Origin of the sequence: Acinetobacter sp. LF10 (assembly GCF_048585715.1) — a bacterium.
Taxonomy (GTDB): Bacteria; Pseudomonadota; Gammaproteobacteria; order Pseudomonadales; family Moraxellaceae; genus Acinetobacter.
This window is the reverse complement of record NZ_CP184160.1, coordinates 2,383,024-2,398,026: the sequence shown is the minus strand read 5'-3', so window position 1 is coordinate 2,398,026 and position 15,003 is coordinate 2,383,024. Positions and strand designations below refer to the sequence as shown.

Below are 15,003 nucleotides of genomic sequence, written 5' to 3'. Positions count from 1 at the left end.
TAGAATGAAAACTGACGTTTTTTTAAATATTCATGCCGATACATACGCGCGATTTGCTCATATTCGTACGCAGCTCTTACAAGGTAGTAAAGAAAGCCAAGCAAATGCTTTGGGGGCAGTTTTATCTGAAATTGCATGTGAAGTGATTGAACAAGTTTTTATGGTGCTATTACAAGACAATCAACATCACTCACTCACAGGTGAATCTGAAAAAGTGATTCAGCAGATTTTAGAAGTAATCCGAAAATATATGCCATGGTCAGTGTCATTCTTTGGGAATGATCGTCTAGTTCCATTGGTTGAATATTTATCTAAAACAATTCGAGTTGAAGATGAGTCGGTATATATGACGTATCCGATTGAGCAACAGTTGACTCAACAGGTTAAAGCTTCGAGTCAAAAATTAGCTGAAGGGGAAAGTCGGGAAATTGCGAATTCACTTAAATTACTGACAGAAGTGATTGATGTTGGAGTAACTCATTTAATTCGTGAGCCTAAAAAGAGCTTAAAATTTAATTTCGTAGTGGATAAAACTTTAAATGGCGTAATTAATATGACGACTCATTTAGGGTATAAGCGTTTAGAGAAATTAGGTACTCAACTTGATCAACAGGTTGCGGCAACTTATGTAGATTACTTTCTTAAATTTATGCGTCACCCTGCATAAATAAAGGAGATATATGACATGGCGAAACTTAAAAGTCTTGAAAATAAAGTCGTATGGATTACAGGTGCATCTTCGGGCTTAGGTAAAGCTTTGGCACGAGAGTGCGCTTTACAAGGTGCTCAAGTTGTACTGACATCACGCCGTTATGATGAGTTGGAATCGGTTCGAGTGGGTTTACTTAAGCCTGAACAGCATCTTTCAATCGCTGCTGATATTACCGATGAAGCGCAAGTCCGCCATGCACATGAACAAGTTCTCGCAACCAAAGGACGTATTGATTGGCTGATTAATAATGCAGGCTTGAGTCAGCGCGCGTTGATTGAAGAAACGAGTATGCACACTGAACGTGCTATCATGGAGGTGGATTATTTCTCACAAGTGTTCTTTACCAAAACCGTATTACCAACTTTGCTCAAACAAAAATCAGGTCGGGTAGTGTTTATTTCGAGTGTGGCGGGTCTTTTAGGAACCCAATATCGCGCGACTTATTCTGCGGCTAAGGCTGCAATTCACATGTGGGCCAATAGTTTACGTGCGGAAGTCGCCAAAGAGGGAATAGCGGTTTCAGTGGTTTTCCCTGGTTTTATTAAAACCAATGTTTCATTTAATGCTTTAAATGGTGAGGGTAAACCGCAAGGGCATCAAGATGAAGCGATTGAAAATGGTTTAGAAGCAGATGTATTTGCAGAACGTGTCGTTGAATCTTTGATGGCGGGAGATGAATATATTGTTGTTGGTGGGAAAAAAGAACAATTGGGTGTGTTGGTCTCTCGATTATCACCAAACTTGTTGTATAAGATGATTCGCAAAATGAAAGTGAAATGAGTGTGAATAAGCGCAAGAAAGCCGTTTTCAATTGGAGTGGTGGTAAAGATTCATCTTTGGCATTGTATAAAGTATTACAACAGGATGAATTTGAGGTAGTTGCCTTATTAACTACAATAAATGAAGAAACTGAATTGTCTTCCATGCATGCGATTCCATTTTTATTATTGATGAAGCAAGCTGAAAGTATTGGGATTCCACTTTATCCTGTATTTTTACCCAAAAATCTGCCTGTGTATGAGCAGTGTATGTTAGATGCTGCCAATCATTTTAAAGCGCAAGGTGTCGAGCATTTTATCTTTGGTGATATTTACCTGAGCGATGTACGCAAATATCGAGAAGATCGTTTGCATCCTTTAGGGATTGAAGTCGTTGAACCGATCTGGAATCTTAATTCGAACGAAGTGATGCAGAATTTTTTGGATTCAGGCATTAAAACTAAAATTATTGTGACTGATGCCAGTAAGCTCGATGAGTCGTTTATTGGTCAAGATATTGATGCTGAACTGATTGCACGAATACCAAGTGAAGTTGATCTCTGTGGTGAGAATGGTGAATATCATACCTTTGCTTATGCAGGCGGTTTATTCAAACATCCTGTTGAGTTTGAAATTATTGAGACGCGTCAGATGTCATACGAGTTTAAGTTAGAGAATGGTGAAGAGAAAACCTATCATTATTGGCAAGCGATTTTTGCGGAGTGAATATTTTAAAAGGTTTATTAATGTCTCAAAAACGTAATGAAATTATTAACCAGTTACAATTCGACGGTAGAGCAATACAATTTGTGGTGCAGCCAGACTTAGAGATGCAAATTATAGCAGTTCAACAGAATTACTTAGCTTTACAATTTCTATCTGATCCAACTAATGACGTTTTATATGCTGCTGTAAAAGCAGATGGTTATGCCTTGGGTTTAATCCCAGTAGAGCAAAGGACAGAAGCACTTAGTTTAGTTGCAGTTCAGCAAAATGGTATGGCTTTACAATTTGTTCCATATCAAACAAGTGATATTTGTAAAGTTGCACTTGCACAAACAGGCTATGCGATTAAATATGTAAAAAATATTAGCACTGAAATGTTATTGCTTGCAGTCCAACAAAATGGTTTGGTTTTAGAATATATAGATCAACAGACCAAAGCGCTTGTACTTGAAGCCGTTGCTAATGATGGGTTGGCATTAGAGTTTGTCAAAATACAAAGTTTGGAGATTTGTCGAGCTGCGATTTTCCAAAATCCAGAAGCTATATGTTTTGCCCAATTTATTGATGATGAAATGGCATTCACAGCTGTTAAATATGATGGTCATTTATTACAGTTTATCCCTAATCGTACTGAGCAGCTTTGTTTAATTGCCGTAAAAAAAACAGGTAGTGCACTTGAGTTTGTGCCTGAACAGACTGAAGAAATTTGTTATGCAGCTGTTGAATGTTTTGGTCTAGCTTTATATTTTGTTAAACAGCAAACGCCCGATCTATGTCGAATAGCAGTTGCTCAAGATGAATTTTACTTGCAATATGTCCATGAGCAAACTGAAGAAATTTGTTTGTTTTGTATACAAAATCATTATGGTAATGGTTTTGAATATGTTCGTGAGCAAACAGACTTAATTTGTTTGGAAGCAGTTTCTCTAAATGGTTTGTTACTCTCTTGTGTGAAACAACAAACTCAAGAAATTTGTTTAAAAGCAGTGCAACAAAATGGTATGGCTCTAGAGTTTGTCCGATACAAAACAGCAGATATTATTAAGCAAGCATTAGCACAGAATCCTGAAGCCAGTTTATTTATTTAAAATCGCGGTACCATAAGCAAATACTTCAACCATACCACCCTGCATACCTAATTCTGTGGTACTGAGACGAACTCCCATAATATGGTTTGCGCCTATTCGATCTGCTTCTTGCTTGAGGCGAAGCATGGCTTCACGACGTGCGCGTTCAACTACACTTTCATAACTGGTCAGGCGACCACCGAAAAAATTCTGAATATTGGCAAGTACATATTTAAAGTAATCATGTGAGATGACGACATTGCTACTCACCAATTGCCCCTTTGCTGATGTTTCAACAAATCGATTGGTATCAATCCGAATATGGGCAAATTGTTTTTCTTTTTCATCTAGTTCACGTAAATGTTTTTGTTCGATATGACGACCAAATCCCCAACCGACTGAAAATAGAATCAGAAAAAGAATGATCTGAAAAATTAATCCACTCATAGACATGCCTAAGCGTTAAATGGATCAGGAAGTTTTGGTGTAATCGGCTGGACGACGACCGCTGTTCCATAGACAAAGAGTTCAGATGCACCTTGAGCGATATTTGAGGTCGAGAAGCGGATTCCGACAACAGCATTTGCACCCAAACTTCGCGCTTTATCAATCATTCGTTGAGTTGCTTCTTGACGAGATTCTTCAAGTAATTCTGTATAACCTGTCAGTTCACCACCCACGATGTTTTTCAAACCAGCCATTAGGTCACGACCAACGTGTTTACTACGAACGGTGCTGCCATAAACAACATCTAACTGACGTAAAATAGTATGCCCAGGCATAGATTCTAAACTGCTTAATAACATAGTATTTGTCTAAATCATTGATATGCTATCTTTGAAGATAAGAAAAATTTGCATGTGTTGCAATAAAAAAAGCTCACCGAAGTGAGCTTTTAAACCGAAAATAATCAAAATTATTGAGCGGCGTGAATTTGTGCGCTAGAAGGTTGTGGATTTACAGTTTCACTTGTATTGGCTTTTAAACCACCACCAAGCGTTTTATAGAGTTCCACTTGGCTATTTAAGTTCGCTTGTTGTAACAACAATAAACCTTGCTCAGCCGAATATGCTGAACGTTGCGCATCTAATACGGTTAGGTAACTATCAATACCTGCACGGAAGCGAGCATTAGAAAGTTTATAAGTCGTATTTGTTGCTTCAACTAAACGACGTTGAGCTGTTAAACGATCACCAATATTGGCACGCGTTGCAAGTGCATCATTCACTTCACGGAAAGCAGACTGTACTGACTTTTCATAGTTAGCAAGTGCAATTTTTTGATCCGTTTCAGAAATCTTCACATTCGCTTTGCGTGTACCCCAATCAAAGATTGGCATGTTAATACTTGGTCCAATAGACCATAACGCATTTCCTGATTTGAATAAATCACTCAAGTCAGTTGATGCATAACCTGCCGAACCAGTCAAACTAATGGTTGGGAATAATTGTGCTTTTGCTGCACCAATATTCGCACCAGCAGCACTGAGTTGATATTCGGCAGCTTTCACGTCAGGACGATTATTTAACAAATCACTTGGTAAGCCTGCACTTAACGCATTTTGCTGAGTGATACGAGTCACTTGTTGTTGAGGCAGCAAGTTCTGAGGAACAGGCTGACCAACAAGCAAGTTTAACAAGTTCTGCGCTTGAGCAATTTGTGTTTTGTAGTTAGCAACGTCATTACGCGCAGTTTCAACTGAAATTTGTGCCTGACGCACAGGAATTTCACTATCGATGCCCACATCAAAACGTTTTTTATTCAAATTAAATGAATCTTGTTGCGCTTTGAGGGTTTGATCTGCGAGTTTGAGTTGTGCGCTGGCAAATGAATAATTCAACCAAGCTTGAGTGACTTGGCTGATTAAACTGATTTGCGTTGCATCACGTGAACTTTGAGTTGCAAGATAACTGTCTAAAGCCGCATCTTTTAAGCTGCGTACGCGTCCCCAGAAATCAAGCTCATAAGAGGTGAGACCTAAACCAACTTGATAAGTTGAATAAGGATTATTCGGATCACGAGAAGGGCTGACTTGGCGCACAGCACTACCGCTTGCTCCGATTGTTGGCAATTGATTATTTTCTGAGATTTGATATTGCTGTTGAGCTTTTTGGATATTCAATGCAGCAGTACGTAAATCGCGGTTATTAGCAAGAGCCAAATCAATGACCTGTAATAAACGTTGGTCAGCAAAAAAGTCTTTATAACCTTGTTCAGCAATTGATTTTCCAGAAGCATTACCATAAGACGCGTAGCTTTCAGGAGTATTTGTGTTCACAACAGGCTCTGGCCCGCGCATACTTTGGCAGGCAGCCAAAGAGAGCGCGAGTGCAGAGATTGCAATGCCACGACTGGAAATAGACCAAACAGTTTGCATCACGATCAATGCTCCTGAGTATTTAAAGTTTTAGGTTTGTACTTAAAGATACTACGAATCCACACGAAGAACACAGGGATGAAGAAGATACCTAAAAGTGTTGAAGAAATTACACCACCAAGTACACCATAACCGACTGAGTGCTGACTACCAGCACCAGCACCGCTTGCTAACGCTAATGGTAAAACACCAAAACCAAAAGCAAGTGTAGTCATGATAATTGGACGTAAACGCATTTTTGCAGCATGTAAGGTTGCATCAAATAGATCTTCACCTTGCTCCTGCAATTCTTTAGCAAATTCTACAATTAAAATTGCATTTTTGGCAGAAAGACCTATGACTGCTACGATCGCGACTTGGAAGTAAATATTAAAGGACAGGTTTGGATCGCCCTTAATCACCATACCCAACCATGTCAATGTAAAGGCACCGATAATACCTAAAGGTACAACCAATAATACAGAAATCGGAATTGCCCAACTTTCATATAATGCAGAAAGACATAGGAAGACGATCAATAACGAAAGAATCAGTAAAGGAAGTGTCTGATTACCAGAATCACGTTCTTCTAAAGATAAACCTGTCCATTCATAGTCGAAACCTTGTAAGCCCATTGATGGTAACTTTCCAATGATTTCTTCCATTGCCAACATTGCATCACCAGAGCTGACACCTTGTGCAGGTGTACCTTGAATGTTGACAGATGATACGCCGTTATAACGTTCTAAACGTGGTGAACCATACGTCCATTCGCCTTTAGCAAATGCTGAGAATGGAACCATTTGGCCTTTGTTATTGCGTACATACCATTTGTTTAGGTCTTCGGGCATCATGCGAGTATCTGCTTCACCTTGGACATAAACTTTTTTGACACGACCACGGTCAACAAAATCATTGATATAAGAGCCACCCCAAGCCATGCTCATGGTGCTGTTAATATCACTAATACTGACACCCATTGCGCCAGCTTGCGCTTGATCAACAGTGATTTTGTATTGAGGTGTATCTTCTTGACCGTTCGGACGAACACCTGCAAGACGTTTGTCTTGTGATGCCATACCTAAAATTGCATTTCTTGCCGCAATCAGTTTTTCATGGCCTTGACCACTGACATCTTTCAACTGGATATTAAATCCTGATGATACGCCTAATTCTGGCATAGCAGGCAATTGTAATGGCATGATGTAAGAAGCATCTTTTACAATCATATTGAGTGCCATACCACGCTGAATAATCGCACCAATTTGTGATTTAGGTGTGGTACGTTCGCTCCAGTCCTTCAATTTAATGAAGGCGAGACCCGCATTTTGACCGACCCCAGTGAACGAGAAACCAGAAACGGTAAAGATCGAATCAACATGATCTTTTTCCTTATGCAGGAAGTAATCGGTCATTGTGGTAATAACTTTATCAGTACGTTCTAAGCTAGCGCTTGGCGGCAACTGAACTAAAGTCATAACTACGCCTTGGTCTTCTTCTGGTAAGAAAGAAGATGGCAACACTTTGTATAGACCAACCAAACCAGCAATCACTACGATATAAATGATCCCAGAGAAAATCTTATGGTGTGTCATACGATTGACACCACCTTGATATTTCACTGATAGTTTATCGAAGCTACGGTTAAACCAACGAAAGAAGCGTGCAAAAATATTGTTGCTTTCTGGCTTGTTTGGATCGTGTTGTTTTAACAACGTTGCACAAAGGGCAGGGGTAAAGGTTAATGCAACGATTAAAGATAAAATCATTGCAGTGACTAAAGTGATTGAGAACTGGCGATAAATAACCCCAGTTGTACCACCAAAAAATGCCATTGGTACGAATACCGCTGTTAATACACTGGTAATACCAATTAAAGCACCAGAAATCTGACTCATTGACTTTTCAGTTGCAGGTACAGGTTCTAAGTGCTCTTCTTGCATCACACGTTCGACGTTCTCGACGACGACAATCGCATCATCAACTAATAGACCGATGGCAAGTACCATTGCGAACATGGTGAGCGTATTGATCGAAAAGCCAAAGATATTAATGACAGCAAATGTTCCCAATACCACCACGGGTACAGCAAGCGTTGGAATAATGGTTGCGCGCCAGTTCTGTAAGAACAGGAACATCACAATAAATACAAGAATAACTGCTTCAATCAGCGTATGAACTACACTTTCAATCGAAAGTTTAACAAAGGGTGTTGTGTCATACGCAAGTTTGTCTTTTAAACCTGTTGGATAGTTATTACGAAGCTCTGATAAACGTTTCTCAACAGCTTTTGCTGTATCAAGTGCATTTGCTCCTGTTGCAAGTTTGATTGCAACACCACCCGCAGGATTACCATTGAACTTAGAATCGAATTGATAATTATCCGAGCCTAATTCAACACGTGCCACATCACTCAAACGAACTTGTGCACCATCTGCAGTGTTTTTAAGGAAAATATTTCTAAATTGCTCAGGTGTTTGCAACATACTTTGTGCATTGACAGTCGCATTTAAAATTTGACCCTGAACTGCTGGAGCACCACCTAATTGACCTACTGCAACTTGAGCGTTTTGGGAACGTATAGCCGCAGCAACATCTGAAGGTGTGAGATTAAAGCTAGTCAGTTTCGCTGGATCTAACCAGATACGCATTGCATAAGAACCACCAAATACAGTGACTTCACCGACACCTGCAACACGACTAAGTGGTTCAGAGATGTTTGAGTTTACATAGTCTTTAATATCTGATCCAGTTAAGCTGCCATCTGGCGAGTAAAATGCAACAACTTGCATAAAACTTGCACCAGACTTAGTCACTCGTACCCCTTGACGTTGTACATCTTCAGGTAATAGTGCTGTAGCTGATTGAAGTTTGTTTTGAACTTGAACTTGAGCAATATCTGGATCAATACCTTGTTCAAAGTTTAAATTGATAGATGCTTGACCATTACCTGCACTGTTTGAAGAAATATAACGTAAGCCATCCAAACCATTCATTTGTTGTTCGATGATTTGGGTAACTGTATTTTCAACTGTTTCAGCAGATGCCCCAGGATAAGTTGCGGAAATCGTTACCGTGGGGGGAGCAATTGTTGGATATTGCGCAACGGGCATTTTTGTCAGCGTGAGGATACCCGCCAACATAATGACCAACGCAATCACCCATGCAAAAATCGGGCGATGGATAAAAAATTGAGCCATGCAATCTACCCCTTAAGCTTGTGAAGTAGCTTTTTGTTCAGCTTTTGGTGAATTGACTTGCTTTTGTTCGCTTGCCTGAGGAGCAGCATTCTGATCTTGTTGTGCTTTTGCTTGTGGTTGATAAGGCTTAGCAGAAACTTCCTGCCCTTCTTTGACCTTAGCAACGCCATCGACTACAACTTTATCACCAACTTTTAGGCCTTCAGTCACAATCCAATCTTGACCTTTTACGCCGACTGTTGTGATAGGGCGAGTTTCAATTGCACCTTTCGCATTTACGATCAGTGCGATTGCTTGACCTGTTGGTAAACGTGTTACAGCCGCTTGAGGAATCAAGTAAGCATTCGGTAGAACTGCTTGAGAAATTTTTGCAGTTGCATACATACCTGGTAATAACAGATGATTTGGGTTTGGGAATACCGCACGTAAAGTCACTGTACCAGTTTCTGGGTTAACACTAGCGCCAGAGAATGCAAGTTGTCCTTCTAATGGATAATCTGAACCATCTTCAAGTGTAATTTTGACCCGAGTATTGTTGCTATTGTCTAAACTACCTTTGCTAAGTTGCTGGCGCAGACGCAATAGTTCAGCACTTGATTGATTGATATCAACATAGATTGGGTCAAGTTGTTGAATTGTCACTAATGGATCTGCTTGATTTGCTGTAACTAAAGCACCAGAGGTAACTGATGAACGACTCGATTGTCCTGAAATAGGTGCTCGAACAGTTGAGTAACCTAAATTAATTTCAGCATTTTTAAGCGCTGCTTGTGATGCTGCGACATCTGCTTCAGCGAGTTGAACTTGAGCATTGATATCATCATATTCTTGTTTAGAAACAGCATTAGTTCCAACCAATTGACGATAACGACCTTCTTTCACACGTAGCGCATTTAGATTTGCTTGCTGACGCAATAAAGTTGCTCGAGCACTATCAGCAGTTGCACGATTTGTATTCGCATCAATTTCATAGAGTGCTTGACCTGCTTGTACATAACTGCCTTCAGCAAATAAACGCTTTAAAATGACACCGCCTGTTTGTGGACGAACTTCTGAAATTTGATATGCAGATGTTCGACCCGAAAGTTCAACGTTTTGTTCAACGCTTTGTGGTTGTGCAACGATGACACCGACTTCTGGAGGTGGCATTTTTTGTGCAGCAGCAGTTTGCTGTGCATTTTTAGGATCTTTGCTACAACCAACAAGCGCAATGCTTGTTGCTAATGCGCAAGCAGTCAGGGCAGGTGCCCAAAGCTTAGCCGACATCATTATTCCACCTCAATTTAGATTTCTTATCTAAAAACAAATTATTGCTGAAATTGCTTTGATACAGCCAAAACCAAAGCAATGAAGTCCAAACCAATCCAATTCCCCAACCCGTAAGTACGTCAGTCGGAAAGTGAACCCCCGCGTAAACTCTAGATATCCCCATGAAAATAAACCATAACGTAGATACTAAAATGACACTCGTGCGATATTTATGTTGCTGAAGCAATAACATCATTAAACTCGCAAGGGTTGCTGCATAAAGGCTATGGGCACTTGGGAATGATGCGCCATAGCTTTGAACTAAGTGATAAAACTCCAAGGGTCTTGGTCGATCAATACTCCATTTCAGAAGCCAACCAATCACAATACTTCCACCCACACTCAAAGTGATAAAAATCACATTCTTATAGTTTTTAATCCAAGTTTGATAAAGACACAAAAAAGTGGTTAAAAATAATAAAAATGGCATCCCACCTAACAGAGAAAGTAGAATTGTCACGTTGTTAAGCATCAATGAACGGTGTTCAAAAAAAGCTTGAACACTAAAAAGGTCTAGATTTGATGTGTTTGGAAAAATGAACCCAATCACACCCAATCCTAAAAAAAAGCAACCAATACAAAGCAGTAGGTACGGCATGCGAACCTCATTTTTTGCTTAACCATTGTTCAGGGTTATCGAATGTTTTAAAGTGTACTCGTGAGTACACTTTTGGTCAAGTCTTGAAATTTTATGATAATTTCATTTTCATATTTTTATAAGCTTCATTAAAAAAACATAACAAAATTCGATTAATGTCTCATTTTTTGCTCAGTTTTATTTTGTTCTTCTAAGTGTACAGGTTGGCTAGGGGGCCAAAAAAAGTCACTTGGTCGAGTTAAGAAATGAGTCATCACTAATTTTGCGAGTGGTTTCCATTGAGCGAAGCGGACGCGGCGGGCACGAAGTGCAACAATAATTGTCAAGGTAAAGCTGACAAATAAGTTAGTCAGGCCGATTAGCATAACCCCTAAAAAAGACACGATGATTAAACCAATATCAGGGCTACCGATGGTCATAAGACCTTGAATAAAATTGGCAGAGGCAAAGGCAATATGTCGAATATCTAAAGGTAAACCAAGAATAAAACCAATCGTCCCCATACTGCCAAGCATGATGCCAAAAAGAAAATTACCAGCCAAAGCCCCAAGATTGGTTTCAATATAATTGGCAAATTTATCTAAACGCTGTTGTCCCATCCAGCGTTTCAAACGCTGGTGTTGTTTTAAGCGAGGACCAACCTTTCGGTAGATCGCCAAATTATCGAAGTAGCCTGCAAGTAGTCCTGAGAAAAATAAGCATATTCCAGCAATTGCAGCATGGGGTACAGCTAACGAAGTAAACGGATTTAGATCATGTAAGGTTTTGCTTGCTTTTGTTGATGAAAGCAAAGGTTCATGTAGATTGTATTGCCATAAAAAAGTAATTAAAGCTGCTACTGGTATAGCAATCGAAATGTTACCGAGGATAGCAATAAATTGAGTTCGAATAATGTTGATAATCAGAGCAGCCAATTCAGCAATTTGAGCTGTTTTACTGCCTTTCTGATGTTGTACTGTTGCAGCAAGTGCTGCCGCTGTCATCGCGGGTTGCTTAGTCGCAACGGTAAAGTGTAAGACATGGATAAGCATGAAGCCTAATGCATAATTCATACTATATAAAAATGCATGTGTAAAAGGTGCGAGCACTAAACGAGCAGTCAAAATCTTTAAAGTGGCCATCGTTGCGATAATTGCACCAGCACCAGCTGCTGCTTTATACATACCCAAAAAGCCAGCTTTATCAGTGCTTACATAATGTTCACCTGTTTTACTCGCATTTTCAGTGACCTGTAATGCAATCAGTTCACTGGTTGAACTGAGTAAATGACGAACACTTTTTTCATCATAATGTGCTTTGGTTAAGTCAGTGAGTAATTCACCCAGTGCAAGATAGCGTACCTCATTTTTACTTGCCAATAAGCTCAATAAAAGTTCAATACGATCAATTGCTTGCTCAAGTAGAGACAATAAATAGGTTAAGCTAACACTCACACCAATACGTTTAGTTGCACGGCGAATTTTGAGCACAACTTCACGACATTGATCTAGCATCACGAATGCCTGAGATGCATCAGGTGGTGGCATTACAACAACAGCATCTTGATCATCAATTTGTTTTTTATATTTTTCGATGAACTCAACAATTTCTCGATTTTGAACTAAGAAGGGAGATTCATATTCAATAATATCTGGCTGAGCATTAATAAATTCAGGATATAAACCTATACCGCTGATTCGATAAGACAAAACGGTAATCGCTTTGATTAACTCATTTTTAGAAATTTGTTTTTCAATCGTATTACTTTGGTTTTCGGCTAACAGATTAAATAAAGTGATCCAGTCTTGATTCTCAATCAGATCAAGCCATTGACTATCTGTTTCTTGGTGAAATACTTTCCTAATAAGAGTCTTTAACTGCTGACCATCTTCAACCAATGGAAGAAAGTGCGCGCCAAGGCGTTGACTCAGCTGATTCCAAAAGCCATCTAATGAAAGAATACCACTATCAGCATACAAGCTAATCTGTTTGTATTGGCTAATCAGTTTGAGTAAGAAATTTTGTAATAGGAGTGCAGACGTCGGCGTCAATAATAATATTTTGATGAAGCCCTGAATCTGTTGTTTAACTTCGTCCGCATCCTTTGGATTCTTTGGTCGTAAGCAGTTAATTAATTCGATGATAATATTTTCATCTAAAACAGCTTGGTTTTGATCAAGCTGTTCCTGCATTTTTAAAAATAAATCAGATAAAGTTAAATGCATAGGCACTCATAAAATTATTGAAGTCGATGTAAGGCCATTAAGGTCAAATTAATCAGTGCTTGGCGATATTCATTATCTGGTAGCGCTTTAAGCGCCTCTAAAGCTGCATCCGTTTCTTGTTGGGCACGTTTTTGACAGTAGTCTAAGCCGCCTGAGTTGTGAACAATTTCAATGACTTTGTCCAAATGCTCGATACCACCTGTCGCGATACTGCGACGAATAATCGCATGATCATCTCCAGTTGAATGAGCTAATGCTGAAATTAACGGTAAAGTCGGTTTACCTTCCATTAAATCATCACCAATATTTTTACCTAATGTGTCGGCATCAGAGGTGTAGTCCAAAATATCATCAATAATTTGGAAGGCATTACCAAAATGACCAGCAAAACGACGCAAAGGCTCTCGATATTCTTCAGTGCCAGCTAAAATTGCTGCACCTTCTGTTGCAAGCTCAAATAAACGCGAAGTTTTACCGTGAATAATTCTGAGATAGGTTTCTTCAGTGGTATCAGGTTGATGTTGTGATTGTAGTTGAAGGACTTCACCTTCAGCAATTTCACATGTTCCAGCTGAGAAATCTTTCAATAAAGTCATGTTGCCGAGGTCGACCAATAAATCAAAAGCACGTGCAATTAAAAAGTCACCGACTAAAACCGCAGTTTGGTTATTCCAAGTGGCATTTGCGGTTGGGCGACCACGGCGTAAGTTGGATTCATCAACGACATCATCATGCACCAAGGTCGCTGTATGCAGCATTTCGATAATGGCAGCTAAGTGTTGAGCTTGTTCCATATTTGCGATATTACAAGCACGAGCGGCAAGTAAGCACATGATTGGGCGCATGCGTTTACCGCCAGCTTCAACCACATGTTTACTGACAGACATAACAAGACCAACTTTAGAACTTATACCTTCATTGATAAGGTGATCCATCGCAGCAAAATCTGTCGCAACAGGGGAGAGAATGTCTTGCTTGAAATCGATAACCATATGAAGGAAAACCTCGTATAGGTGGATAATGTTGCCAAGTGTATCAATTAATTTATTGCTAAACAGTTATACAAGTCATGTAATCTGTGATTTACAACAAGACGGTGAGTTTTTTGGTTTTAATTTAGGCAAAAAAAGAAATTCTCTACCAACCGTTATCACTCTACTTATGACTTTGTAAAAACACAGTTTGTTATTGTCGCAATTTGTTTTAAAAAATGTATTTCAAATTTTGATCAGAATCAATCAAAACAAGCCGACATCAATCTAATTGATTTCATTAAAAAATCCAAGCAACTTATCAATATCTTTGCATTTGTGCAAAATGACTTGTTGTTTGATCAGTTTTCACTTAAAATTTGTCCCCTTGTATAACCCCAGTGGCGTTCGTTTTAAGCTCGGTATATCCCTTTATCGACACGACGACACGGGCATGTTGGAGTACATTATGTACGCAGTAATCCAAAGCGGTGGTAAACAGCACCGTGTTGTTGAGGGTGAAACCCTTAAAGTAGAATTGTTGAAAGCAGAAACTGGTTCAACTATTACGTTTGATGACGTATTGATGGTTGTTAACGGTGACAGCATTCAAATCGGTGCTCCAGTAGTAGCTGGCGCAAAAGTAACTGCAGAAGTAGTTGGCCATGGTCGTCACGACAAAATCCGCATCATCAAAATGCGTCGTCGTAAACACTACCGTAAGCAACAAGGTCACCGTCAATGGTTTACCGAGTTGAAAATTACTGGTATCGCAGGCTAACTCAGGAGTAAATAGACATGGCAACTAAAAAAGCCGGTGGATCGACGAAGAACGGTCGTGATTCGAATCCTAAGATGTTAGGTGTTAAAGTTTACGGTGGTCAAACTGTAACTGCTGGTAACATCATCGTTCGTCAACGTGGTACAGAATTCCACGCTGGTGCAAATGTTGGTATGGGTCGTGACCATACTTTATTTGCTACTGCTGACGGCGTAGTAAAATTTGAAGTGAAAGGTCAATTTGGCCGTCGCTATGTAACTGTTGAAGCTTAAGCTTTAATGGTTCAAAAAAAACCCGCTTTTAGCGGGTTTTTTATTGCTCT

The 15,003-nt window shown here is 39.5% G+C and carries 14 protein-coding genes; 6 read left to right on the top strand and 8 right to left on the bottom strand.

The window, feature by feature from the left end; translation table 11 throughout:
* Positions 1-4: 4 nt before the first annotated feature.
* Genes ACN19N_RS11560 through ACN19N_RS11545 form a run of 4 tightly spaced genes read left to right on the top strand, consistent with a single transcriptional unit; the run spans position 5 to position 3,284 of the window.
* Positions 5-667 carry a hypothetical protein gene (locus ACN19N_RS11560; protein WP_420001363.1) on the top strand — a complete coding sequence of 221 codons (663 nt, stop codon included), beginning with the start codon at positions 5-7 and terminating at the stop codon, positions 665-667.
* An 18-nt stretch (positions 668-685) separates the two neighbouring features.
* Positions 686-1,492: an SDR family NAD(P)-dependent oxidoreductase gene (locus tag ACN19N_RS11555; protein ID WP_269228508.1), complete on the top strand. Its 807-nt coding sequence runs from the start codon at positions 686-688 to the stop codon at positions 1,490-1,492.
* The gene (locus ACN19N_RS11550) at positions 1,489-2,196 is read left to right on the top strand and encodes an ATP-binding protein (RefSeq protein WP_420001362.1); all 708 of its coding nucleotides are present in this window, start codon (positions 1,489-1,491) and stop codon (positions 2,194-2,196) included. Before ACN19N_RS11555 ends, ACN19N_RS11550 begins: the two co-directional genes overlap by 4 nt.
* Positions 2,197-2,216: 20 nt before the next feature.
* A complete protein-coding gene (locus tag ACN19N_RS11545; RefSeq protein ID WP_269228506.1) occupies positions 2,217-3,284 on the top strand; it encodes a DUF4116 domain-containing protein in 1,068 nt (355 codons plus the stop codon).
* On the opposite strand, the gene ACN19N_RS11540 is transcribed toward ACN19N_RS11545, so the two are convergent.
* The 8 genes from ACN19N_RS11540 to sdsA form a co-directional block, all read right to left on the bottom strand.
* A complete protein-coding gene (locus ACN19N_RS11540) occupies positions 3,273-3,710 on the bottom strand; it encodes a YbjQ family protein (RefSeq protein WP_269228505.1) in 438 nt (145 codons plus the stop codon). The two genes, ACN19N_RS11545 and ACN19N_RS11540, sit on opposite strands and share 12 nt — an antisense overlap.
* 8 nt (positions 3,711-3,718) lie before the next feature.
* Complete coding sequence (locus ACN19N_RS11535; RefSeq protein ID WP_004664510.1) at positions 3,719-4,069, bottom strand: YbjQ family protein; 351 nt, start codon at positions 4,067-4,069, stop codon at positions 3,719-3,721.
* A gap of 110 nt (positions 4,070-4,179) precedes the next feature.
* Positions 4,180-5,640, bottom strand: a complete 1,461-nt coding sequence (adeK, locus tag ACN19N_RS11530; protein ID WP_269239707.1) for a multidrug efflux RND transporter AdeIJK outer membrane channel subunit AdeK — start codon at positions 5,638-5,640, stop codon at positions 4,180-4,182.
* Between the two features lie 5 nt (positions 5,641-5,645).
* A complete protein-coding gene (adeJ, locus tag ACN19N_RS11525) occupies positions 5,646-8,819 on the bottom strand; it encodes a multidrug efflux RND transporter permease subunit AdeJ (RefSeq protein ID WP_420001361.1) in 3,174 nt (1,057 codons plus the stop codon).
* A gap of 12 nt (positions 8,820-8,831) precedes the next feature.
* Positions 8,832-10,088, bottom strand: a complete 1,257-nt coding sequence (locus ACN19N_RS11520) for an efflux RND transporter periplasmic adaptor subunit (RefSeq protein WP_269228502.1) — start codon at positions 10,086-10,088, stop codon at positions 8,832-8,834.
* Positions 10,075-10,725 (bottom strand): phosphatase PAP2 family protein, encoded by a 651-nt coding sequence (locus tag ACN19N_RS11515; RefSeq protein WP_269228501.1) that lies wholly within the window; start codon positions 10,723-10,725, stop codon positions 10,075-10,077. Before ACN19N_RS11515 ends, ACN19N_RS11520 begins: the two co-directional genes overlap by 14 nt.
* Before the next feature lie 152 nt (positions 10,726-10,877).
* Positions 10,878-12,929 carry a site-specific recombinase gene (locus tag ACN19N_RS11510; RefSeq protein ID WP_269228500.1) on the bottom strand — a complete coding sequence of 684 codons (2,052 nt, stop codon included), beginning with the start codon at positions 12,927-12,929 and terminating at the stop codon, positions 10,878-10,880.
* 14 nt (positions 12,930-12,943) lie between these two features.
* Positions 12,944-13,921, bottom strand: a complete 978-nt coding sequence (gene sdsA, locus ACN19N_RS11505; RefSeq protein ID WP_269228499.1) for an All-trans-nonaprenyl-diphosphate synthase — start codon at positions 13,919-13,921, stop codon at positions 12,944-12,946.
* 448 nt (positions 13,922-14,369) lie between these two features.
* On the opposite strand from sdsA, the gene rplU reads away from it, so the two are divergent.
* Together rplU and rpmA are read left to right on the top strand one after the other, a co-directional pair.
* Positions 14,370-14,681 carry a 50S ribosomal protein L21 gene (gene rplU / locus ACN19N_RS11500; protein ID WP_004664501.1) on the top strand — a complete coding sequence of 104 codons (312 nt, stop codon included), beginning with the start codon at positions 14,370-14,372 and terminating at the stop codon, positions 14,679-14,681.
* A gap of 17 nt (positions 14,682-14,698) precedes the next feature.
* Positions 14,699-14,953: a 50S ribosomal protein L27 gene (gene rpmA / locus ACN19N_RS11495; protein ID WP_004640422.1), complete on the top strand. Its 255-nt coding sequence runs from the start codon at positions 14,699-14,701 to the stop codon at positions 14,951-14,953.
* The last annotated feature ends 50 nt before the right edge of the window (positions 14,954-15,003 follow it).